We start from the raw sequence: 21,454 nt of genomic DNA on the forward strand, positions 1-21,454 counted from the left end.
GGCGCTTGGTCGGGATGACGGGACGCCTCGCTGCGCTCGTCATCCCGTCACTCTTCCTCGAACTGCTGCAGGAAGCGCTTGGCGCGCTCGGTCTGCGGCGCATCGAAGAACGCCGCTCCCGGCGCCTCCTCGACGATCTCTCCGCGGTCCATGAACACGGTGCGTGTGCCGACATGGCGCGCGAAACCCATCTCGTGGGTGACGACCAGCATCGTCATGCCCTCGCGAGCGAGCTGGCGCATGACGGCGAGCACCTCGCGGCGCAGCTCGGGGTCGAGCGCGCTGGTTGCCTCGTCGAACAGCAGGACCTTGGGCGACATGGCGAGCGCGCGGGCAATCGCCACACGCTGCTGCTGGCCACCCGACAGGCGGGCCGGATAGGCATCGCGCTTGTCGCCGAGATCGACCTTGGCGAGCAGGGCCTCGGCAATGGCGATTGCCTTTTCCCTGGGCATGCCCTTCACGCGGATGGGCGCTTCGATCAGGTTCTCCAGCACCGACATGTGGGGCCACAGGTTGAAGTGCTGGAAGACCATGCCGATGTCGGAGCGGACGGCGCGCGCCGACGCGCGAGTCTGCCGGTCGGGCTCCGGCTGGGAGATCGTCTTGCCCTGCATGACGATGCGGCCCTCACTCGGTTTCTCCAGCAGGGCGAGGCAGCGCAGCAGCGTGGTCTTGCCGGACCCTGAAGGGCCGACAACGCAGACAACGTCGCGTTCCATCACCGGCAGCGAGACGTTGGTCAGCACCTGATGGGCGCCGAAGCGCTTGGTCACGTCCTCCGCCCCGATGATCGGCGTTTCCGCCATCCAGCCGTCCTCTGTCCTGTCGAGCCTGAACCTTCAGTTTGGCATAAGCAAATCCTATGCCCAACTTGTTCGTGCCCGCTAGCCGGCAAGGAATTTGCTAGAAGAGCACCAGAAATGGGCTGGAAGGCCCATAAACCGACGTTATAGATAATTCATGGACGTTCGCCTCCTCGAAGCCTTCCGGGCCGTCGTCGACCATCGGTCGGTCACGGCCGCGGCCGGTGCCCTCGGGCTGACGCAGCCGGCCGTCAGCACGCAGATCGCGCGGCTGGAGGAGACGATCGGCTTTGCCCTGTTCGAGCGCTCGGGCGGGCGTCTGAAGCCCACGGCGGAGGGCGTGCTGTTCTACGCCGAGGCGAACCGGGTCCTGGGCGAGGTCGACCGGCTGCAGGCGGCGACGGCACAGATCCGCGAAGGCCAGGCGGGGAGGCTCGCCATCGCCAGCCATCCCTGGGCGGCGATCTCGCTGCTGCCGAAGATCGTCTCTGCGTTCGTGGCGCAGCGTCCCGGAGTCTCGGTGCGGTTGATCTCGCGCCATTCCGACGTCGTGAGCCAGCTCCTGCCGGCGGAAAGCTTCGACATCGGCATCGCCGAGCTGCCGCTCGACGAGACGTCGGTGAAGCTCGCGCGATACCAGATGCGATGCGTCGTCATCCTGCCCCCGGGCCACGCGCTGGCGTCGCACGAGGTCCTGACGCCGGCGCTGCTCTCGGGTTTGCCGATGGTGGCGCCGTCCCGCTCGCTGCAGCTTCCGCCGCGGCTGATCGCGGCCTTCGCCGCCGCCGGGGCGCATCTCAACAGCGTGGTCGAGGCCGAGTTCCTGGCGAGCCTGTGCGGCCTGGTCGCGGCCGGCACCGGCTGGTCCCTGGTCGATCCCTTGTCGGCCGAGACGTTCGGCCATCTCGGCTTCGAGGCGCGGCCGTTCGAGCCCGCGATCCCTTACGAAATCGGCGTCTTCCATCGTGCCGACCGCGAGCCCTCGATGCTCGCGGCGGCCTTTCTCGATCTGCTGGAGGCAAGGCTTGGCGGCTGACCTGAGGCTCGATCCGGCGATCGCGGCCGAGATCCTGGGCGATCGCGGCCTGTGGCGCGATTTCAACGACATCTGCGATTGCGGCGGCCGCCTGGCCGGCACCGAGAGCGAGAAGCGCGCCTTCGCATTGCTGCGGGAGCGGGTGCGCGCGGCCTCGCCGGCGAATGCGGGGCGCTCGATCCCCGTCCCCTACGGCGGCTGGCGGGCGCGAAAGGCCACGCTGCGCCTGGCCGATGGCAGCCAACCCTCCTGCCACCCGCTGGTGCGCACGATCGCGACGCCGGCCGCCGGCCTGACCGCCGAGGTGATCGACCTCGGCCGCGGCACGCCGGAGGAGTTCGAGGCCCACGACGCCGAGATCCGCGGCCGCATCGTGCTGGTGCGTCACGAGCTGATGTTCGCGGCCGGGACGATCCACCGCCGCCGCAAGTACGACGCCGCGCGGGCCCACGGCGCGGTCGGTTTCCTGATCGCCGGTCCGCTGTCCGGGCACGTGGTGGCGGGATCGTCGGGTCGCCAGGCGGGCGAGGGGATCCCGGCGCTCGGCATCGCACCCGAGACGGCAGCGCGCCTGGCGCGGCACGCCGGCGGCTTCCCGACCGCGACGATGACCATCGAGACCGAGGAGACGCCGGCAGAGACCGAAACGCTGGTCTACGACTATCCCGGACAGACCGACGAATGGGTGGTGCTGAGCGCCCATGTCGACGGCCACGACCTGGCCGAGAGCGCGATGGACAACGGCACCGGCCTGGCCGCCGTCCTGTCCGTCACGCGCGCGCTGGCGCCGCGGGCCTCGGGCTTCCGGCGCGGCCTGCGCGTGATGTTCTTCAGCGTCGAGGAATGGGCGCTGACCGGCTCGGCACAGTATGTCGAGGCGCTGGGCGCCGACGAACGGTCGAGGATCGCCGTCAACGTCAATCTCGATTCGGTGGCGGGCAGTCCCCGCCTGGCGGCCCTGTCCAGCGACTATGTCGGGCTCGAGCCCTTCATCCTCGGCACGGCGGAAGCCAACGGCCTCGACGTGCGCACCGTCCGGCCGCTGATGACCAATTCCGATCATGCCAACTTCGCGCAGGGCGGCATCCCGGCGATGCGGCTGGTCGCGGGCTTCGACGACCCGGCGGCCAACCTGCGCGTGGTGCTGACGCCCGCCGATACGCGCGACAAGGTGGTGCAGGGCGAGCTCAGGACCGCGACGCTGCTCACGGCCGCGCTGGTTGCCGCCGCCTGCACCGCCGACCCCGCGGAGGCTGCGCGCTGGCGGCGGCGATAGGCCGTCGCTTCGGTGCTTCCATCCTCGTCAGCAATCCCTACATTCGGTTCCGGTCAACCACGTCGAGGGGAGAGACGGGAATGGAAGGGCAGCCCGATACGGACTTCGGGGAGCTGACGCGGCGCTTCGAACGCTTCGTCGCGACCCTGGAGCGCGTGCGGCGCCAGCCCAACCGCCGGGAGGCCTATCATCTGCTGGTGGCCCTGGAGTGTTTCGCTGCCGGCGACGCGGCCGGGGCGGAGCGGGCGATCCAGAATGCCGAGCGGCTGGCGGCGCTGCCGGCCGCGGTTGCCGCCATGTCGGGCATTCACGACCACATGACCACGCAGGACCTGCGGCGTCGCCTGCAGCAGGCCCTGGCCTCTTCGTCACCGAACTGACACAGCCGGGCGGTGGGCAGGCGACGGCGGCGCGCGCCGTCCCGCTCAACTTTCCTTCAGGAAGCGCAGCAGCAGCCGGTTGACCTCGTCCGGCTGCTCCTGCTGCACCCAGTGGCCGGCGCCCTCGATGAGATGGATGTGCTCCATCCTCGTGCAGGCGGACTTCTGCATGCGCGTGATGGCGCCGGGCGTCTGGTAGATGCCCCAGTCGCTGCGGCCGGAAATGAAGGTCGCTGGGACGTCGATCGTCCGGCCGCTGAAGACCTCCAGCTCGGCCGTCAGCCGGCCGCCGGTCCGCACCCGATACCAGTTCAGGCCGCCCTGAAATCCGGTTCGTGCGTACTCGGCGGCATAGACCGCGAGCTCGTCCTCCGTCAGCCACCGGTTGGCGGCGATCTCGTCCGGCCGCGGCATCTCCCTGGCCACCGTCTCGGCCATGCCTTCGGCCAGGTCCATGATGTAGTAGGTCGGCATCTTCGCGAGTTCCGGGGCGGTCCAGCCCGCGAGCTCGAACGGCTTGTTGCCGGCCCAGTCGGCGCTCTTGTGATGGTAGTAGGCGCGCAGGAAAGCGTGCAGGCCCTGGCGGGGCTTCCACATGTTCTCGTTGGCGGGGCGCGTCGAGTAGTACCACTGGTAATGCTTGCGCGGCCGCGGCAGGGCGGCGAGCGCGGCGTGGATGTCCGGGCCCTTCGCGGGCGGCGGCCCGTCCGCCGTGTCGAACGGGATGGAGGGCGGCCCGGTGAAGGGCGCGCTCATCAGGACCAGCCGCTTGAAGATGTCGGGTCGGACCAGCGCGGCCTGGGCCGCGACCGAGGCGCCGAAATCATGGCCCACAACGGCTTCGGCCGACCGGTGGCCGAGGGCGAACAGGACGCCGATCGCGTCGCGCAGCAGGTTGAGGAAGCGGAAGCCGGCGAGATCGCCGTCGTAGTCTCCGTCCCATCCGGTCGTCCGGCCGTAGCCGCGCTGGTCCGGCGCGATGGCGTGATAGCCGGCCGCCGCCAGCGCCGGCAGCACCTTGCGCCAGCTGTAGGCGAGTTCCGGGAAGCCGTGCAGGAGCAGGATCGCCGGCCGGCCCTTCTGCTCGTGGCCGGCCTCGAGCACGTGGATGTCGAGACCGTTGATGCCGGGAAGGAGGCGGGCGCGCACGCCGTCCGGGAGGACGCTGGCAGAAAGCGGTTCCATGGCCCAAGACTACGCGCCTCGGTCGAGGGGAAACAACGGAGGAGATCGTCTCGTGCAGCAGCAGATCTCGTGCATCACGCTCGGCGTCGCCAACCTCGGGCGCTCCAGGACCTTCTATGTCGACCGGTTCGGCTGGCGACCCGTCTTCGAGAACGACGAGATCGTCTTCTACCAGATGAACGGCTTGATGCTGGGCACCTGGCTCGACGCAGCCCTCCAGGACGACAAGCGCCAGGGCGCCGTGCAGCGACCCGGCGCCTTCGCGCTCGCGCACAATGTGCCGGCGCCGGCGGACGTGCAGCCGCTGCTGGATCGACTGGCCCGCCATGGCGGTCGTTTGCTGCGGGCGGCGGACGCGCCCCCGCATGGCGGCCTGCGGGGCTACGTCGCCGATCCCGACGACCACGCCTGGGAGATCGCCTTCAATCCCGTCTGGCCGATCGCGGAGAACGGCTGGGTGACCTTCGCGACTTGAGGAGCGGGGCAGGCCGATAACCGGAGATATTCATCACGTGAGTCATCTACCGGAGTAATGCCCCGTAGGGGGAACATCCATCGCCCTCTTGCTGGGGGCGGGCCATTCCGTGGCGCGTCATCGGAGCGTGTACCTTGCGCGACGCTCTCGGGCCGTCGACGAAACGCGCCAGGGAATGGCGCGCCCCCGGCACTACGACATGATGTCATCGCGCTCTACTGGCCGGCGACCTGCGGTCCGTAGGTCGGCTGCTCGTCGGCGTAGATCAGGAGGCTGCGGGCCTGGGTCTCCTTCTCCAGGCAGGCCTTGAAGGCGGGGGTCCCCGGCCGCACCCCCTCGTTCCGGCAGGACTCGCGCGCCTCGACGGTCATGCGTGCCAGGGCGCGCCCCAGGGCCGGCTTGCCCCATTCGATCGAGCGCACGGTCGCGGCCATGCAGTATTCGTAGCCGTCGCCGCCCGGCAGAACGCCGGCTTCGCGGCAGATGCGGGCGGCATGGGTCTCCGCCGAGGCCGGCGGCACGGGCGGCAGGAAGGCGACAAGGACGCCGGTGACGACCAGCGCGCTCACGGCCACGGTGGCGTAGAAATGGCTCAGGCGCATGGTCCTCTCCTGGTCAGGGGTCTCGGAGAGAAACGCCGCGGAGGCGGGGCGGGTTGCCCGGTCAGAACGAAGTCGGAAGCCGGCCGCCCCTGTCCTGCCGCAGTCCGTCCCGGTCCGGCCCCGGAACGGTCTCGCCGCCCCGCTCAGTAGCTCTTGGGCAGTCCGAGGACGCGCTCCGCCACGTAGCAGAGGATGAGCTGCTCGCTCACCGGCGCGATGCGCGCGATCATGACCTCGCGGAGGAAGCGCTCGACGTGGAATTCCTTGGCGTAGCCGTAGCCGCCATGGGTCAGGATCGCGCGCTCGCAGGCATCGTACGCGGCCCTGGCGCCGAGATACTTCGAGGAATTGGCCTCCGCGCCGCACTCCTGGCCGCTGTCGTAGAGCCAGGCTGCCTTGAAGGCCATGAGGTTGGCCGCCTCGAGCGCCATCCAGCTTTCCGCCAGCGGATGCTGGATCGCCTGGTTCTTGCCGATCGGCCGGCCGAAGACGACGCGCTCCTTGGCATATTGCGTGGCGCGGGCGAGGGCGGCCTTGCCGATGCCGATCGCCTCGGCCGCGATCAGCACGCGCTCCGGATTGAGCCCGTGCAGCAGGTACTGGAAGCCCTTTCCTTCCTCGCCGATGCGGTCCTCGAGCGGCACCTTGAGCCCGTCGATGAACACCTGGTTGGTGTCGATCGCCTTGCGGCCCATCTTCTCGATCTCGCGCACCTCGATCTTCGATCGGTCGAAATCGGTGTAGAACAGCGACAGGCCGTCGGTCGGGCGCTTGCACTTCTCCTTGGGCGTGGTGCGGGCGATCAGCAGCATCTTGTCGGCGACCTGCGCGGTCGTCGTCCACGTCTTCTTGCCATGGACGACGTAGCCGTTGCCGTCGCGCTCGGCGCGCGTGTCGAGCATCGTCGTGTTGAGGCCGGCGTCGGGCTCGGTGACGGCGAAGCAGCCCTTGACCTTGCCCTTGATGATGTCGGGCAGGATGCGCTGCTTCTGCTCCTCGGTGCCGAACACGACGATCGGGTTGGGACCGAATATGTTGAGATGGACGGCCGACGCGCCCTGCAGCGCCGCGCCCGACTCGGCCACGGTCTGCATCACCAGCGCCGCCTCGGTGATGCCGAGCCCGGCCCCGCCATATTCTTCCGGCATCGCGATGCCCAGCCAGCCGGCATCGGCCATGGTGCGATAGAAGTCGTCGGGGAAACCCCCGTCCTTGTCCTTCTTCAGCCAGTATTTGTCGTCGAACTGCGCACACAGGCGGGCGACGCTGTCCTTGATGGCGAGCTGGTCTTCCGTGAAGGCGAAATCCATGGTCCAGGTCCTATCGGTTGGCCGCCAGGAAGCCCATCAGGGCGCGGTTGAACGGATCGGGACGCTCGACGTTGGGCAGGTGTCGCGCCTTGGCGATGCCCTCGTAGCGCCCGCCGGGAATCTTCGAGGCGATCAGCTTGTTGCGGTCGGGCGGCGTTCCGGCGTCCTCGTCGCCGCAGATCACCAGGGTCGGGATCCTGATGGTGGGCAGCCGGGCCTCGTAGTCGAAATTCTGGATCGCCGACATGCAGCCGGCCGAACCCTGGGGCGTGGTGCCGCTGATCGTGTCGCGGACCTCGCGCCAGCGCTTCGGGTTCACCTGCTTGAACTCGTCGGTGAACCACCGCTCCATCGTGCCGTCGGCGAGCGCGGCCAGGCCCTTGGTCCGCACCGTCGCCTTGCGCTCTTCCCAGGTCCCCGCCGAGCCGGGCGGCGTCGAGGGCTGGGTGTCGCAGAGCGTCAGCGACAGCAGCCGGTCGGGATTGGCGAGCGCGAAGCCCTGTCCGATCATGCCGCCGATGCTGAGGCCGACATAGTGGACCTTGGCGATCTCGAGCACGTCGAGCGCACCCTTCACGTCCGCCGCCAGCGCGTCCATCGTGTAGTCGCCGTCGACCGGCGCGCTGCCGCCGTGGCCGCGCATGTCGAGCCGCAGCACGCGGTAGCCCGCCGCCAGCAGCGGCACCATCTGCTCGACCCACATGCCGCCGTCGGCGTTCAGCGAATGGGTGAAGCACACCGTGGGCGCGTTCTGCGGACCGGCGAGGTCGAAGTAGACGCGGCGATTGTCGAGAGAGAGCAGCATGGTCGGTCTCCAGTCTTGCTGTCATCCCGAGCGTAGCGAGGGACCTTTACCGTTGCCGTAAAGGCCCCTCGCTTCGCTCGGGGTGACAGCGGGTTCACATGGCGCTGATGCCGCCGTCGATCACCACTTCCGAGCCGGTCATGAAGCTCGATTCGTCGGAGGCGAGGAACACCAGCGCCCAGCCCACCTCCTCGGGCCGGCCGAGGCGGCCGATCGGAACCTGGCGGCCGAGCTTCTGCTGCATCACGTCGTTGCCGAAGCGGTCGCGGTACTTGTCGAGGATGGGCGTATCGATGAAGGTCGGATGCACCGAGTTGGAGCGGATGTTGTAGCCCGACTTGGCGCAGTGCAGCGCCACCGACTTGCTGAGCAGGCGCACGCCCGCCTTGGCCGAATTGTAGGCCGCCATGTTGGCGCCGGCGATGATGCCGGAGATCGACGAGATGTTGATGATCGAGCCGCCGAGCTTGTGGGTGTGCTTCTTGATCTCGGCGACGCCGTGCTTGCAGCCGAGGAACACGCCGTCGAGGTCGATGGCATGGACGCGGCGCCATTCCTCGAGCTGGATCTCCTCGACGGTCTTGCTGAGCCCGATGCCGGCCGAGTTCACCAGCACGTGCAGGGCGCCGAACTTGTCGACCGTCTCGCGGATCGCGGCCTTCCAGTTGTCCTCGGACGTGACGTCGAGCTTCACGAAGTGGCCGGCCGAGCCCAGCTTGTCGGCGACGGCCTTGCCGCGGTCCGCGGCGACGTCGGCGACCACCACGCGGGCGCCTTCCCGGGTCATGAGGGCGGCGGCATTGGCGCCGAGGCCCGAAGCGCCGCCCGTGATCAGCGCGACCTTTCCGGCCAGACGGTCCGTCATGTCTTCTTTCCTCCCGCTCCTGCTGCGACCGATCTGGCCTCGCGATGGGCGATGTAGGTCGTCGAGCCCACGATGATCGCCGCGCCCACGAACGTCCAGACATCGGAGGTCTTGCCCCAGATCACCACATCCGACAAGGCGGCCCAGACGATGCCGAGGAAGGTGATGGGCTGCAGGGCGGAAATGTCGAGCAGGCGGTAGGCCCAGGTGATGAAGAAATAGCCGAGGGTGCCGAAGAAGCCGGAGGCAAGGAACAGCAGCAGCTGCTCGGCGGTCGGCGTCTGCCAGAACCACAGGCCGAACGGCGCGAAGCAGATGGCGCCGACGATGCTCTGCCAGAGCACGACCACGGCGGGCTTGTCGCGGCCCGACACGACCTTGGCGACGAGGTTGGAGCCGGCGATCAGCGGCACCGCCATCAGCATCATCAGCATGCCGGGATTGAGGGCGACGAGGCCGGGCCGGACGATCACCAGCATGCCGAAGAAGCCGATCCCGACCGCGGCCCAGCGGCGCCAGTGCACGGTCTCGTGCAGGAACAGGACCGCGCCCACGGTGACGAAGATCGGTCCGGTGAAGCCCAGGGCCGCCATGGTGGCGAGCGGCAGCCAGGCGACGGCCTCGTACCAGAGACCGTAGCCCGGCGTATGGAAGAGGCCGCGCAGGCAGTGGAGCTTGAGGTCGCGGGTGCGCATGCCCTGCGGCCCGACCCGCCACAGTAGGTACGGCGCGATCAGCGAGACCCCCGCCACCCAGCGGCCCCAGGACACGAAGAGCGGCGGCAGCTGCCCGGCCAGCTCCTTGGCCGAGGCGTTCAGGAAGTTGAAGAGGAGGCCCGAGATCACCGCCAGCAGAAAGCCGCGGGCGACGCGAGATGGAATGAGCCGCGAAAGCGTATCGGGCGCGTCGAGGACGGGCGCGGACATCGCCCAGCGGCTTGCCCTTTGCATGGGCGAGGGTCAAGGCACCGGTTTCGCAGATCCGCGGGGCGCAATTGTTTTCGCCGGTGCTTCCGGTACCGTCCGTCGCGCGGGAGACAGAAGAGGGGGTAGCGAATGTTGCGTCGCGGTATCTGCTTGATGATCGCCGGTCTGGCCGCCTGGTCCGTGCCGGCCGTGGCCCAGGAGGCCTATCCCAGCCGGACCGTGCGCTGGATCGTGCCTTTCCCCGCCGGCGGACCGACCGACACGCTGTCGCGCATCCTGGTCGCGCGGTTGGCCGAGATCTGGGGCCAGAGCGTCGTGGTCGAGAACAAGGGCGGCGCCTCGGGAGCGATCGGCACCGACATCGTGGCCAAGGCGCAGCCCGACGGCTACACGGTGATGCTGGGGACGCAGAGCACCAACGCGTCCAACATGATCTTCTTTCCCAATCTGCCCTACGACCCGATCAAGGATTTCCAGCCGCTCACCCTGATCGGCACGGCCTGCATGGCCCTGGTGACGGCGCCCAGCGTGCCGGTCAGCACGCCGCAGGAGCTGGTCGCCTGGGCGAAGACGCAGCCCGGTGGCATCACCTACGCCTCGGCGGCGCCCGGCAGCTCGCAGCACGTCGCGGCCGAGCTCATGGTCCGGCGGTCCGGCATGAACGCGATCCACGTTCCCTACAAGGGCAGCGCGGCGGCGATGCCCGACCTGATGACGGGCCGTGTGTCGTTCATGTTCGACAATCTGCCGTCGGCCCTGCCGGCCGCGCGCGCCGGCAAGGTGAAGGCGCTGGCCCAGACCTGCGCCAAGCGCTCGCCGTCGGCGCCCGACCTGCCGACGATGGAGGAATCGGGCTTCCCCGATTTCGCGATCGAGGGATGGTACGGCATCTTCGCTCCGGCCAGGACGCCCAAGCCGATCGTCGACAAGCTCTCGGCCGACATCAACAAGGTGCTGCTGGAGCCGGCCTCGCTCGAGAAGTGGAAGACGCTGGGCTTCGATCCGATCGGGACGACACCGGAGGCCTTCGCGGAGCGCCAGAAGGCCGATCTCGCCTACTGGAAGAAGATGATCGACTATACCGGCATCAAGGTGGAGTAGGCGTATCCATGGCGTACGACCTCAAGATCGTGGGCGGCGACATCGTCGACGGGACGGGCGCTGCCCGCCGGCGCGGCGATGTCGGCATCAAGGACGGCAAGGTCGTGGCGCTGGGCGAGGCGCCCGGCCCCGCCGACCGGGTCATCGACGCCGGAGGCCAGGTGGTCGCGCCGGGGTTCGTCGACATCCACACCCACTACGACGCCCAGGTCCTGTGGGACCCGATGCTCACCATCTCGCCCTGGCACGGCGTCACGACGGTGGTCGTGGGCAATTGCGGCTTCGGGATCGCGCCGACGCGGCCCGAGCATCGCGGGCTGATCCTGCGCACGCTCGAACGCGTCGAGGCCATGAGCCTCGCGGCCCTGGAGGCCGGCATCGGTGCCGACTGGCCGTTCGTCACCTTCCCGGAATACATGGACGCCGTGGAGGCCCGGCCGCTCGGCATCAACGTGGCCGTCATGCTGGGGCACACGCCGCTGCGCCTGTCGGTGATGGGGGAGGCGGCGACCGAGCGGGCGGCGCGCACCGACGAGATCGCCACCATGAAGCGGCTGGCCGCCGAGGCGATGGATGCGGGCGCCGTCGGCTTCGCGACCTCGGTGTCCAAGGTCCATGTCGGCTATTCGGGCCGGCCGGTGCCGAGCCGGCTCGCCGGCTTCGACGAGATGCTCGAGCTGGCCGACGCGGTCGGCCGCTCGGGGCATGGGATCATCCAGTACAATGTCGGGCGCGACCCGCGCTGGGAGGAATACGAGGCGCTGCACGCCAAGTCGGGCCGACCGCTGGTCTGGACCGCGCTGCTGGCGGGGTCGCTCGGGCCCAATTCCCACCGCCCCCAGCTCGCCCGGGCAGGCGAGCAGATCGCGCGCGGCCTGCCGATCTACCCCCAAGGCGCCTGCCGGCCCATCCAGTTCGAGTTCGATTTCCATTCGCCGGTCGTGTTCGACACCTGGGCATCGTTCGCCGCCGCGCGCGAGGCATCGGACGATGCCGCGCGCCGCAAGGTCTATGGCGATGCAGCCTTCCGCGCGCGGGTGAAGCGACAGGCCGATGGCCGCGGCCCCGACGACGAGGTCTTCATGGGCAAGGAGCTCGAGGGCGACACGCGCCGTGCCTCATTCAAGGGCTTCGTCATCGCCGAAGCGAAGGATCCGTCGCTGAAGGAGCGCAAGCTGGTCGACGTCGCCAAGGAGCGCGGCATCCACCTGGTCGACCTGATGCTCGACCTCGCGATCGAGGATCTCGATCTCCGCATGCGGGCGTCGCTGCTCAACTTCGTCGAGGACGAGGTGCGCGAGATCATCCAGGACCCGAACGTGATCATCGGGCTGGGCGACGGCGGCGCCCATCTCAGCCAGCTCTGCGACGCCTGCTATTCGACGCATCTGCTGGGTCACTGGGTGCGCGAGGACGGTGCGCTCTCCCTGGAGCAGGCGGTGCATCGCCTGACCGGTGCCACGGCGGCGCTGTTCGGCCTGAACGACCGCGGCCGCCTGGCCGTCGGCCTGCCGGCCGATGTCGTCGTGTTCGACCCGGCCACCGTCGGCGCCTCCGCGCTGGAACGGGTGAACGACCTGCCGGCGGGCGCCGACCGCCTGATCGCCCATCCGCGCGGCATCCAGGCCGTGATCGTCAACGGACAGGTCCTGCCGCCGCCGGGCGAGATCCCCCGGAATCCCGCCGGACGGCTATTGCGGCAGCGCGCGGCGGGGTAGAGTGGGGGCCAACGGAGGCCCGCCATGGACACGGTTCTGCCAGCCCGCACCCTCGATCCCAAGCCGATCGCGCCGTCGCTCTTCGCCCACTTCGTCCTGCGTTCGTCGAACATGCAGGCGATGGTCGACTGGTACTCGACGGCGCTGGCCATGCGCGTGGTCAAGCGCAACGACTTCATCTGCTTCCTGACCTACGACGAGGAGCATCACAGGCTGGCGATCGTGAACATTCCCGGCCTGCATGCGCCGGACCAGAAGAGCTGGGGGCTGGCGCACGTGGCCTACACGTTTCGGTCCGTCGGCGAGCTCCTGTCGACCTACCGGCGACTCAAGGACAAGGGGATCGTGCCCTACCGTCCGATCCATCACGGTCCGACGCTGTCGATGTACTACCATGACCCCGACGGGAACTCGGTCGAGATGCAGGTCGACTGCTTCAGGACCAAGGAGGAGACGGCGGCTTACTTCCAGACCGATTCCTTCACGCGCAATCCGATCGGCGTGAACTTCGATCCGGAGAGGCTGGTCGCGGACTTCGAGCGCGGCGTTCCCGAGGCCGAGCTGCTGCGCCAGCCCGACGGGCCGGCGGCGAGCCCCCAGGGTCTCTAGCGCAATCGACGGATCGAGCCTGCCTTGCCTGATGCACGCTGAGCCGAGTCTCCGGCCGTGAGCAGCGGCCCCATCCTCCCGTACTTCGACTTCATCCTGGCGCTGCTCGCGCAGAAGAACCGCGCGGTGGAGACGAGCTTCGGGCGTCACGTCCATTTCGGCTACTGGGCGGAACCGGATCGGGCCGCTGATGACGACGAGGGTTTCGCGCGCGCCGCCGAGCAGCTGTCGCTGGAACTCTGCCGGCTGGCCGGGATCGCCTCGGGCGACAGGGTCCTGGATGCAGGGTGCGGCTTCGGCGGCACGCTGGCCCTGCTCAACGACCACTATCGGGACTTGCGGCTGGTCGGCCTCAATCTCGAAAGCCGCCAGCTCGACCGTGCCCGCCAGCTCGTCCGCCCGGCCAACGGCAATCTCCTCGAGCTGCAGCAGGGCGACGCCTGCGCGCTGCCCTTCGCGGACGGCAGCTTCGACCGGGTGCTGGCGGTGGAATGCATCTTCCATTTTCCCAGCCGCGAGACGTTCCTGCGCGAGGCCTTCCGGGTGCTGCGGCCCGGCGGCACGCTGGCGCTCTCGGACTTCGTGCCCTCGACCCTGTTCCGGCCGGTGGCCCGCTTGGCGACCGAATCGCGGCATCTCGCGCGCTTCCAGTATTTCGGCCGCTGCGACATCGGCTGCACCGTTCGCGGCTATCGCCGTCTTGCGCGGGAGATCGGCTTCGAGTCGCTGGCGGAACGCGACGCGACGCGGAACGTCCTGCCGACCTGGGGCTACCTGAAGGTCCTGCTCGGCCAGGCGGCCAGGATCGAGGGGATCACCGGACCAGTCGTCCAGTTCATGGACGTGCTTCGGATCGTGAGCCGCCTGGGCCTGCTGAACTACTACCTCATCGGCCTGCGCAAGCCGATCGATGCGGCTCAGGCCGCGCCCGCCTCGCCGAAGTCGGGATAGCGTTCCTTCCAGCCGGCGATCAGGTCCCGATTGTCGTGGTCCCAGGGATGGAACGAGGGACGGTAGTAGGAGAAGTAGACCCGCCAGGGCACGCCCTCCCACAGGATGCCCAGCATGCCGCGCCCGAGGAATCGCGAGGAACCTGACGGTTCCTCCGTCGCCTCCTGGCGTTGCGCAGGTTCCTCGGCAGCGGCGGGCGCGGCGCCGCGGGGCCGTCGCCAGCCCAGCACGATTGCCCCCAGGAGGATCATCACGAACAGGAACAGGGGCGTGGCGAGGAGCATGCCGACCACTCGGTTGAGGTAGCTCAGCGGGCCGTTTCCCAGAACCGCCCGATAGACGTCGATGCAGACCGACTTGTGCTCCGTCTCCTCGGCGGCGTGCCACAGCCACATGTCGGCGATCTCCGGCGGGACGACCTGGCGGAACTCGTCCGGGTAGCGCAGCAGCGTATCGGCGACCATCGAGGTGAAGTGTTCGAGGGCACTGGACAGGGACAGGCGGAACCATCGCGGGAGCCGCCCGAGGAGCCGGAAGGTGACGATGCTGATCTGCTCGGTGCGCCGGCAGTTGGGGTAGTGGCGCGCCAGCATGGCATTGCAATGCGCATGGACCTTGTTGTGCATCGCCTCCTGGTGAATGAAGCCGGCGACCTCCTCGCGTAGCTTCGGATCGGAAACCTGTCCGAGACAGTCGCGAACGGCACCGATGAAGAAACGCTCGGTGGGCGGGAAGGCGATCGAGGCGGCATTGAACAGGATCTCCAGTGGCCCGCCATCGGGGAACCACGGACCTGGCGGCACGTGTGCGAAGTCGATGTCGACGCGACGCTGGACGATACGAGGGGGTACGAAGCGCATTGTTCCTTTGTCTCGAACCGGCCGGGCTTCGACGCGGGCGTCGTTTCACCACCCACTGCACCGTCCATAACAGCCGCGTTGCGGCCAGTCATTCATGTGAGGTTGCAGGCTGCGTGCCAAGTCACCCGGCCGCGTATCTGCGGCAGGGTCAATCCCGTGCAGTCGTCAATCGTACCACGAATTCGGCGCCGTCGCTCCGTCCGGCCACGAGCGACAGGCTGCCCGGGAAGCGCTCCACGATCTGGCGGCTGATGGCGAGGCCGAGCCCGGCGCCGGGCTGGCGCGGCGTCGACCCGCGGGCGAACTTGACGAAGATGCGCTCACGCTCGGAGTCCGGGATGCCCGGTCCATTGTCGACGACGCGCGCCTCGTAGACGTTGCGGCGCAGGGTGCTCGAGACCGTCACCACGGGCGTGGCGTTCGAGTTGTACTTGATGGCGTTCGAGATCAGGTTGATGAAGACCTGTGCAAGCCTGTCGCGGTCGCCGTTCACCGTTGCCCTGCGTGCCCGGCCCGAGCGCCTGAGCCTGACTCCGGCGGCCCGCGCCAGCGCCTCGCAGCTCTCCATCGCCTTGTCGAGTGCCGTCTCCGGATCGAAGGTCGTCTCTTCCCAGGCGGGCTCGCCGTTCTCCATCCGGTTGATGTCGAGGATGCCGTCGAGCAGCCGCGTGAGACGCAGGCTTTCCTTCTGGATGATGCCGAGGAAGCGCAGCTTCTCCGCCTCGTCGATGTCCCGGTTGTTGAGCAGGATGTCGCTGAAGGACCGGATCGAGGTCATCGGCGTGCGGACCTCGTGGCTCACCTGGCTCAGGAACTCGTCCTTTTGGCCGTCGATCTCGCGCAGGCGCTGGTTCGCCAGCGCGAGCTCGGCGGCGGCGGCCTCGATCTGGCGTGACTTTCGCTCCAGCTCGGCCGAGTAGGCGCGGATCTGCTCGGCCTCGCCGGCGAGCTGCTTCAGCCTCTCGACGCTGATCGTCTCGCTGCTGACGACGCTCGACACCAGCGATCGTGCCGATGCCGCGCCGACATGGGCGGCCAGGCGCTGCTCGACCCGAGATATCAGCTCGTCGCTGGCCGTTACGGCGTGGTCGGCCGCGCCGTTGAAGAGTTGGAACGCCTCGGTCGGACCCAGGATGCGGTCGGCGATCCGGCGGAGGTCTTGCACCCGCGCGGTGCGTCGGATGACGCTCAGTTCGCTCTCCGTCTGGCGGCGGAAGACGTCGATGAACAGCGTCGATTGCAGCCGGGCGAGCGGCGTCGGCTCCGACAGGAGCGAAACCCCGACGAAGAGGGCGAGGTTCGTGCTCAGGCTCCAGAAGGTGGCGTGCACCAGCGGATCGAAGTCGGCGAGACCGAACAGTGCGTGGGGTTTCAGCCAGGTCCAGCCGAACGGGCCGTCTTCGATGACGCCGGCGGGCATCAGGAAGATCCCCTCGAAGCTCGGGAGGAACAGCGTATAGGCCCAGACCGTGAAGCCGCCCACCAGGCCGGCGATGGCGCCGCGATGGGTGGCGGATCTCCAGTAGAGCCCGCCGACCAGGCTGGGCAGGAACTGCGCGACGCCGCAGAAGGAGATCAGCCCGATGGCGGCGAGCGCGTCGGAAGTTTCACTCAGCCGCAGGTACAGGAACCCGAGGAAGACGATGAACACGATGCTTGCCCGGCGGACGCCGAGAATGAACCCGCGGACGTTGGGGTCGCTGGCCGACGGCAGGATGGAGAATCGCAACGCCAGCGGCATGACGATGTGATTGGAGATCATCGTCGACAGCGCGATCGAGGAGACGATGACCATCGATGTCGCGGAGGAAAAGCCGCCGAGGAAGGCGAGCAGCGCGATGACGTCGTGCTTTCCCTCGAGCGGCAGCGTCAGGACGAAGAGGTCGGGATCCGATCCCGCCGGCAGCCGGTTGAGGCCGGCGATCGCGATCGGCACGACGAACAGGCAGATCAGGAACAGGTAGAGGGGGAACAGCCAGGACGCGGTCCGCAACTGGCGCTCGCTGGTGTTCTCGACGACGGTCACCTGGAACTGCCGCGGCAGGCAGATCACCGCGGCGCCGGCGAGGAAGCACAGCGTCACCCATCTGGCGCCGAACGTCCCTTCCGACTGCAGCAGGCTCACCGGGGCGTTGGCGAAGGCTTCGGAGGGCGTGCCCGCCAGCCCGACCACGACCCACACGCCGACGGTGAGCAGCGCCACCAGCTTGACGACCGCCTCGACCGCGATCGCCGCGATCACACCGTGGTGGCGCTCGTTCACGTCGATGTTGCGTACGCCGAAGATGATCGAGAAGGCGCACAGTCCGGCCGCCACCCAGAAGGCGACGGCGTAGTCGGGCGCCAGGGTGGAGCCGGCGGCGACGATCGCGCCGGCCGGGAAGGTGACGACCTGGAAGCTGGCGATCAGCGCCTTGAGCTGCAGGGCGATGTAGGGTGCGGTGGCGACCACGGCCATCACCGTGACGATCGCGCCCAGCGCCGGATTCTTGCCGAAGCGGGCGGAGATGAGGTCGGCGACCGAGGTGATGTTGTGGACGCGGCCCACCGTGACGAGCTTGCGCAGGAACACCCACCAACCGGCAAAGACGATGGTGGGGCCGAGGTAGATGGTGACGAACTCCATGCCCTTGGCGGCCGCCGAGCCGACGGCGCCGAAGAATGTCCACGACGTGCAGTAGATCGAGATCGACAGCGTGTAGACCAGGGGCGAGGACAGCCAACCCGCCGGGTTCTTGCGCGCCCGGCGATCGCCGGCGAACGCGACGCCGAACAGGATGGCGACATAGACGAGGCAGACGAAGACGACGAGGTCGGCCTGCAGCATCAGCGCGCGCCCGGTTCGACCGTCTCGGCCTCCGCCGGCGGAGCCGGATCGTCGTCGACTTCCGGCATCCGGGCGAGCCCGCGCGACAACAGCCAGGCGCCCAGGATGATGGCCGCCCATACCGCGAACACGTAGACGACGATGAGCGGTATGCCGGCCACGGTCAGCGGCGCGGCGAAGACGAGGATGAAGGGCGGCAGGAGCAGGGCCGCGGCGGCGACGGGGAGCAGCGTCGCCGCGTCGCGCGTGCGCTGGGCGTCGCCCTTCCAGCGCTTCATGGTCCCGTGGCGCTGCCGGTCAGGCGACAGGCCTGCTCCACCACCTCGGCGTTGGAGAAGGGCTTGGTGATGAAGGCGCTGGCACCCAGCGCCTCGGCGGTCCTGCGGTCGTCGGCCTGGCCCTTGGCTGTCAGGACGATGATGGGCAGGGCGGCCAGGGCCTGGTCGGACTTGATCGCCCGCAGCACGTCGAAGCCGTTCATGCCCGGCAGCATGATGTCGAGGATGACCGCGGAAAAGGACTCGCGCCGTGCCCGGTCGAGCGCCGCCGCCCCGTCCGTCGCGGTGGCGACCTCGAAGCCGGCGCGTCGCAGGATGAAGCTCAGGGACTCGACGATGTTCGGTTCGTCCTCGACGAGGAGTATCCTTGAGTTGCCCATCTGACCCGCTTCCCACCAAACCTTTTTGTCGAGCCTATAGGGTTTGTGCGATGCCCCCTACAGGCAATTTGACTGGCCTCGGTCGCGCGACGAGCGGCGCCTCCTGGCGGTGCCCGCATGCCTCGCGCGGGCAGAGCCGGCAGATCGTGCCGATCGGCGCCATGGCCGCCCCGAGGTCGATGCCGTCGCCGTAGACGATGCGGCCGGCCTCGGCCGCCGAGCAGGCGAGCATCACCGACAGAAGGTGGCGGGGAGCCGTTGCCGACGAGGGCCGCTTCTCGACCGCGCGCGCGAAGAACAGGAACTGCTCGCCGGCCGGCAGCTCGCCGAAGCCGCGGACCGTGACGCCCGGGGTCTGGAATGCGCCGTGGATCGCCCACAGGGGGCAGGCGTTCCCGTAGCGCGGCAAGGGCAGTCGCGGCAGGGGCAGCCGCTTGGTGACGTAGCCAGAGGCGTCCGTTCGCATGAAGGCGAAGCGCACGCCTTCGGCGCCGGGTCGGCGCAGCGTGGCCAGCCGGTGGGCCGCCTGCTCGTACGAAACGCCGAACAGGCGGCAGAGTGCGTCGAGATCGTAGCGCCAGCGCTCGGCGGCCTCGAGGAAGGGCTCGTAAGGCATCAGCACGGCCGCGGCCGCATAGGCATGAAGTGCCGACGCGGCCAGGACGCGCGATTCATCGGAAGCCAGAGCGGGGTGGTGCTTCACGATCGCCTGGATCGGCTCGCCGACGACCTCGCGCAGGGACTCCCGGAGCAGCCGGAACCGCCGGGTCTCCGGCCGCTCGGCGGCATCGGGCGACCCATTGGCTATACGTTCGTCCCTGACGGTGGAAGCCACCGCCTCGAGGTCGGGGAAATAGTTGTCGGCGGCGAGGATGAACGCGTCGACATGCTCGGCCGGCGTCGCCGAGCGGACCCGCATGTGCGCGCTGCCGAAGAACTCGAGCAATGCCTGGGCGGCAATGGCCAGCTTCTGTGTGTCCGTCGTGACGATCGACAGGAAGCGCTGCCGATCGGGCGGTGTCAGCGAATCTTCGGCTTCGAGGATCTCTGCGGCGGCGCGGATCGATGTTGCGTGAGTCAGCATGCGATGCACGCTGTCGCCCAGAAAGGGGTCGCGGTTGAGCCGGTCGGCGAGGGCCAGCACGGCCTCGCTCTGGTCCCGCCAGGCTCCATAGAGCCTCAACAGGAGGCCGGCCCAGGCGGGATGGCGTCCGACCAGATCCTCCGCTGGACCGGGAAGGCCGTCGGTGCCGGCGAATGCCGGGTCGGCGGCGATCTCCTCGAGGTTCGCCACGACCCGGCGCTCCGCCACGCCATCGAGGTCGGAACGCTCGACTCCCAGCTCCGCTGCGATCCGGTCGACGAGCCCTCCCGCGATCGCCCGCTTGTCCAGCTCGATGAGGTTGAGATAGGAGGCGGAAATTCCCGTCCGCCGCGCCAGCTCGCCCTGGGCGAGGCCGCGCTTCTTGCGCATCTCGCGGATCTTGAGGCCGGTCAGGTTTCTCGCCATCGCGTCGCTACCAGCTGGAGGACTGTCAAATATTTACGTCTAAGTATGCATATCACTACAGATATTTACAAAAAAGAGCAATTAGACCAATGGCTTATTGAACAATCGACATTGCGCGCAAAGAATGCGTTCGGCTGTTGCGCCATACACCGGCGTGCGAGCTCACCATCCCATGGGAGGAATAAATGAAACTCGACAGGTTCAACCGTCGTCGCTTCCTGAGAGCCGGCGCCGTCGCCGGCGTGGGCCTCGCCGCGCCCATGCACTTCGTCCGCGGCGCCTATGCCAACGACATCTCGTGCAACATGCCGAAGGGCAAGACCGTGACCTTCGGCTGGAACATCCCGCTGACCGGCCCCTACGCCGACGAGGGCAACGACGAGCTCAAGGCGTTCAAGCTGGCCGTCAAGCACCTCAACGGGGAGGGCGACGGCGGCATGATCAAGACCATGAAGCCGACAGCGCTCAAGGGCAACGGCGTGCTGGGCAAGAAGGTCGCCTACGTCCAGAGCGATTCGCAGACCAAGTCCGACGCCTCGCGCGACGGCGCCAAGCGCATGATCGAGCGCGACGGTGCCATCATGATCTCGGGCGGCTCCTCGTCGGGCGTGGCCGTCGCCGTGCAGGGCCTCTGCCAGGAGCTCGGCATCATCTTCATGGCCGGTCTCACCCATTCCAACGACACCACTGGCAAGGACAAGAAGCGCTACGGCTTCCGGCACTTCTTCAACGCCTACCAGTCCGGCCTGGCGCTCGCGCCGGTGCTGGCCCAGGAATATGGCAAGGACCGCAAGGCCTACCATCTCACGGCCGACTACACGTGGGGCTGGACGCAGGAAGAATCCATCAAGAACGCCACCGAGAAGCTCGGCTGGAAGACGGTCAATGCCGTGCGCACGCCGCTCGGCGCCGGCGACTTCTCGCAGTACATCACGCCGGTGCTGAACTCCGGCGCCGACGTCCTGGTCCTCAACCATTACGGCAAGGACATGGTCAACTCGCTGACCCAGGCGGTTCAGTTCGGCCTGCGCGAGAAGACCGTCAACGGCAAGAAGTTCGAGGTCGTCGTGCCGCTGTTCTCCGAGCTCATGGCACAGGGCGCCGGCGAGGCCGTGAAGGGCATCCTCGGCACCAGCAACTGGGACTGGAAGCTGCCCGACGACGCGACCAAGGCCTTCACCAAGTCGTTCGGCGCGGAGTACGGCACGCCGCCGTCGCAGGCGGCGCAGACCTGCTACGTCCAGGCGCTGCTCTACGCCGACGCCTGCGAGCGGGCCGGCACCTTCTACGCGCCGGCCGTGATCAAGGCCCTGGAGGGCTTCGAGTTCGACGGCATGGGCAACGGCAAGACGCTCTACCGGGCCGCCGACCACCAGTGCTTCAAGTCCTGCCTGGTCGTCCGCGGCAAGGAGAAGCCGAAGGACAAGTACGATCTCATGGAGATCGTGAAGGTCGTCCCGCGCGAGGACCTCATGTACGACGCCAGCATCTTCGGCGGCGATCTCGGGCCGTCGACCGCCAAGAAGTGCTGAGCCGATGATCGGTGGCCGGCCG

Annotated in this window: 21 protein-coding genes; 9 read left to right on the forward strand and 12 right to left on the reverse strand. The window is 68.3% G+C overall.

Features of this window, described 5'->3' with window-relative positions:
• Positions 1 to 47: 47 nt before the first annotated feature.
• Positions 48 to 809, reverse strand: a complete 762-nt coding sequence (locus ACO073_RS10835) for an amino acid ABC transporter ATP-binding protein (RefSeq protein WP_421997312.1) — start codon at positions 807 to 809, stop codon at positions 48 to 50.
• 154 nt (positions 810 to 963) lie between these two features.
• Between ACO073_RS10835 and ACO073_RS10840 the strand changes: the two genes are divergently transcribed.
• From ACO073_RS10840 to ACO073_RS10850, 3 genes are all read left to right on the forward strand, one after another.
• Positions 964 to 1,842: a LysR family transcriptional regulator gene (locus ACO073_RS10840; protein WP_421997313.1), complete on the forward strand. Its 879-nt coding sequence runs from the start codon at positions 964 to 966 to the stop codon at positions 1,840 to 1,842.
• Positions 1,832 to 3,118, forward strand: a complete 1,287-nt coding sequence (locus tag ACO073_RS10845; RefSeq protein WP_421997314.1) for a M28 family peptidase — start codon at positions 1,832 to 1,834, stop codon at positions 3,116 to 3,118. Before ACO073_RS10840 ends, ACO073_RS10845 begins: the two co-directional genes overlap by 11 nt.
• A gap of 80 nt (positions 3,119 to 3,198) precedes the next feature.
• Entirely contained in the window at positions 3,199 to 3,498 is a 300-nt protein-coding gene (locus ACO073_RS10850; protein WP_421997315.1) for a hypothetical protein, read from the forward strand.
• A gap of 45 nt (positions 3,499 to 3,543) precedes the next feature.
• Here ACO073_RS10850 and ACO073_RS10855 read toward each other — a convergent pair whose 3' ends face one another.
• On the reverse strand, positions 3,544 to 4,683 hold the full coding sequence (locus ACO073_RS10855; protein ID WP_421997316.1) for an alpha/beta fold hydrolase: 1,140 nt from the start codon (positions 4,681 to 4,683) through the stop codon (positions 3,544 to 3,546).
• 52 nt (positions 4,684 to 4,735) lie between these two features.
• Between ACO073_RS10855 and ACO073_RS10860 the strand changes: the two genes are divergently transcribed.
• Complete coding sequence (locus ACO073_RS10860; RefSeq protein WP_421997317.1) at positions 4,736 to 5,158, forward strand: VOC family protein; 423 nt, start codon at positions 4,736 to 4,738, stop codon at positions 5,156 to 5,158.
• Between the two features lie 215 nt (positions 5,159 to 5,373).
• Here the strand turns inward: ACO073_RS10860 and ACO073_RS10865 are convergent, their stop codons facing one another.
• From ACO073_RS10865 to ACO073_RS10885, 5 genes are all read right to left on the reverse strand, one after another.
• Positions 5,374 to 5,760 (reverse strand): hypothetical protein, encoded by a 387-nt coding sequence (locus ACO073_RS10865; protein ID WP_421997318.1) that lies wholly within the window; start codon positions 5,758 to 5,760, stop codon positions 5,374 to 5,376.
• Positions 5,761 to 5,903: 143 nt separating this feature from the next.
• Entirely contained in the window at positions 5,904 to 7,070 is a 1,167-nt protein-coding gene (locus ACO073_RS10870) for an acyl-CoA dehydrogenase family protein (RefSeq protein WP_421997319.1), read from the reverse strand.
• 10 nt (positions 7,071 to 7,080) lie between these two features.
• A complete protein-coding gene (locus ACO073_RS10875) occupies positions 7,081 to 7,875 on the reverse strand; it encodes an alpha/beta fold hydrolase (protein WP_421997320.1) in 795 nt (264 codons plus the stop codon).
• Positions 7,876 to 7,969: 94 nt separating this feature from the next.
• The gene (locus tag ACO073_RS10880; protein WP_421997321.1) at positions 7,970 to 8,740 is read right to left on the reverse strand and encodes a glucose 1-dehydrogenase; all 771 of its coding nucleotides are present in this window, start codon (positions 8,738 to 8,740) and stop codon (positions 7,970 to 7,972) included.
• Positions 8,737 to 9,666, reverse strand: a complete 930-nt coding sequence (locus ACO073_RS10885; RefSeq protein WP_421997322.1) for a DMT family transporter — start codon at positions 9,664 to 9,666, stop codon at positions 8,737 to 8,739. Before ACO073_RS10885 ends, ACO073_RS10880 begins: the two co-directional genes overlap by 4 nt.
• Before the next feature lie 129 nt (positions 9,667 to 9,795).
• On the opposite strand from ACO073_RS10885, the gene ACO073_RS10890 reads away from it, so the two are divergent.
• Genes ACO073_RS10890 through ACO073_RS10905 form a run of 4 tightly spaced genes read left to right on the forward strand, consistent with a single transcriptional unit; the run spans position 9,796 to position 14,045 of the window.
• The gene (locus tag ACO073_RS10890; protein WP_421997324.1) at positions 9,796 to 10,767 is read left to right on the forward strand and encodes a Bug family tripartite tricarboxylate transporter substrate binding protein; all 972 of its coding nucleotides are present in this window, start codon (positions 9,796 to 9,798) and stop codon (positions 10,765 to 10,767) included.
• Between the two features lie 8 nt (positions 10,768 to 10,775).
• Entirely contained in the window at positions 10,776 to 12,485 is a 1,710-nt protein-coding gene (locus ACO073_RS10895; protein WP_421997325.1) for an N-acyl-D-amino-acid deacylase family protein, read from the forward strand.
• A 24-nt stretch (positions 12,486 to 12,509) separates the two neighbouring features.
• Complete coding sequence (locus ACO073_RS10900) at positions 12,510 to 13,094, forward strand: VOC family protein (RefSeq protein WP_421997326.1); 585 nt, start codon at positions 12,510 to 12,512, stop codon at positions 13,092 to 13,094.
• A gap of 57 nt (positions 13,095 to 13,151) precedes the next feature.
• Positions 13,152 to 14,045: a class I SAM-dependent methyltransferase gene (locus ACO073_RS10905; RefSeq protein WP_421997327.1), complete on the forward strand. Its 894-nt coding sequence runs from the start codon at positions 13,152 to 13,154 to the stop codon at positions 14,043 to 14,045.
• Here the strand turns inward: ACO073_RS10905 and ACO073_RS10910 are convergent.
• The 5 genes from ACO073_RS10910 to ACO073_RS10930 all read right to left on the reverse strand — a co-directional run bounded on the left by ACO073_RS10910 (position 14,012) and on the right by ACO073_RS10930 (position 19,900).
• The gene (locus tag ACO073_RS10910) at positions 14,012 to 14,905 is read right to left on the reverse strand and encodes a metal-dependent hydrolase (RefSeq protein ID WP_421997328.1); all 894 of its coding nucleotides are present in this window, start codon (positions 14,903 to 14,905) and stop codon (positions 14,012 to 14,014) included. The genes ACO073_RS10905 and ACO073_RS10910 overlap by 34 nt on opposite strands.
• Before the next feature lie 148 nt (positions 14,906 to 15,053).
• Positions 15,054 to 17,732, reverse strand: a complete 2,679-nt coding sequence (locus ACO073_RS10915) for an ATP-binding protein (protein WP_421997329.1) — start codon at positions 17,730 to 17,732, stop codon at positions 15,054 to 15,056.
• Positions 17,732 to 18,010, reverse strand: coding sequence for a hypothetical protein (locus tag ACO073_RS10920; RefSeq protein ID WP_421997330.1), 279 nt, complete (start codon positions 18,008 to 18,010; stop codon positions 17,732 to 17,734). The genes ACO073_RS10915 and ACO073_RS10920 overlap by 1 nt, the downstream gene beginning before the upstream one ends.
• A complete protein-coding gene (locus ACO073_RS10925; protein ID WP_421997331.1) occupies positions 18,007 to 18,390 on the reverse strand; it encodes a response regulator transcription factor in 384 nt (127 codons plus the stop codon). The genes ACO073_RS10920 and ACO073_RS10925 overlap by 4 nt, the downstream gene beginning before the upstream one ends.
• A 34-nt stretch (positions 18,391 to 18,424) precedes the next feature.
• A complete protein-coding gene (locus ACO073_RS10930) occupies positions 18,425 to 19,900 on the reverse strand; it encodes a short-chain fatty acyl-CoA regulator family protein (protein ID WP_421997333.1) in 1,476 nt (491 codons plus the stop codon).
• Between the two features lie 185 nt (positions 19,901 to 20,085).
• On the opposite strand from ACO073_RS10930, the gene ACO073_RS10935 reads away from it, so the two are divergent.
• The gene (locus ACO073_RS10935) at positions 20,086 to 21,432 is read left to right on the forward strand and encodes a substrate-binding protein (RefSeq protein ID WP_421997334.1); all 1,347 of its coding nucleotides are present in this window, start codon (positions 20,086 to 20,088) and stop codon (positions 21,430 to 21,432) included.
• Positions 21,433 to 21,454 lie beyond the last annotated feature (22 nt).

It is taken from the genome of Reyranella sp. (assembly GCF_965229815.1).
In the GTDB taxonomy this organism is placed as follows: domain Bacteria; phylum Pseudomonadota; class Alphaproteobacteria; order Reyranellales; family Reyranellaceae; genus Reyranella.

Bases quoted from the DNA above. Each gene is read 5' to 3' on its own strand.
- ACO073_RS10835 (WP_421997312.1), bottom strand. From the start codon at position 809: ATGGCGGAAACGCCGATCATCGGGGCGGAGGACGTGACCAAGCGCTTC.
- ACO073_RS10840 (WP_421997313.1), top strand. From the start codon at position 964: ATGGACGTTCGCCTCCTCGAAGCCTTCCGGGCCGTCGTCGACCATCGG.
- ACO073_RS10850 (WP_421997315.1), top strand. From the start codon at position 3,199: ATGGAAGGGCAGCCCGATACGGACTTCGGGGAGCTGACGCGGCGCTTC.
- ACO073_RS10855 (WP_421997316.1), bottom strand. From the start codon at position 4,683: ATGGAACCGCTTTCTGCCAGCGTCCTCCCGGACGGCGTGCGCGCCCGC.
- ACO073_RS10865 (WP_421997318.1), bottom strand. From the start codon at position 5,760: ATGCGCCTGAGCCATTTCTACGCCACCGTGGCCGTGAGCGCGCTGGTC.
- ACO073_RS10870 (WP_421997319.1), bottom strand. From the start codon at position 7,070: ATGGATTTCGCCTTCACGGAAGACCAGCTCGCCATCAAGGACAGCGTC.
- ACO073_RS10875 (WP_421997320.1), bottom strand. From the start codon at position 7,875: ATGCTGCTCTCTCTCGACAATCGCCGCGTCTACTTCGACCTCGCCGGT.
- ACO073_RS10880 (WP_421997321.1), bottom strand. From the start codon at position 8,740: ATGACGGACCGTCTGGCCGGAAAGGTCGCGCTGATCACGGGCGGCGCT.
- ACO073_RS10885 (WP_421997322.1), bottom strand. From the start codon at position 9,666: ATGTCCGCGCCCGTCCTCGACGCGCCCGATACGCTTTCGCGGCTCATT.
- ACO073_RS10890 (WP_421997324.1), top strand. From the start codon at position 9,796: ATGTTGCGTCGCGGTATCTGCTTGATGATCGCCGGTCTGGCCGCCTGG.
- ACO073_RS10895 (WP_421997325.1), top strand. From the start codon at position 10,776: ATGGCGTACGACCTCAAGATCGTGGGCGGCGACATCGTCGACGGGACG.
- ACO073_RS10900 (WP_421997326.1), top strand. From the start codon at position 12,510: ATGGACACGGTTCTGCCAGCCCGCACCCTCGATCCCAAGCCGATCGCG.
- ACO073_RS10910 (WP_421997328.1), bottom strand. From the start codon at position 14,905: ATGCGCTTCGTACCCCCTCGTATCGTCCAGCGTCGCGTCGACATCGAC.
- ACO073_RS10915 (WP_421997329.1), bottom strand. From the start codon at position 17,732: ATGCTGCAGGCCGACCTCGTCGTCTTCGTCTGCCTCGTCTATGTCGCC.
- ACO073_RS10920 (WP_421997330.1), bottom strand. From the start codon at position 18,010: ATGAAGCGCTGGAAGGGCGACGCCCAGCGCACGCGCGACGCGGCGACG.
- ACO073_RS10925 (WP_421997331.1), bottom strand. From the start codon at position 18,390: ATGGGCAACTCAAGGATACTCCTCGTCGAGGACGAACCGAACATCGTC.
- ACO073_RS10930 (WP_421997333.1), bottom strand. From the start codon at position 19,900: ATGGCGAGAAACCTGACCGGCCTCAAGATCCGCGAGATGCGCAAGAAG.
- ACO073_RS10935 (WP_421997334.1), top strand. From the start codon at position 20,086: ATGAAACTCGACAGGTTCAACCGTCGTCGCTTCCTGAGAGCCGGCGCC.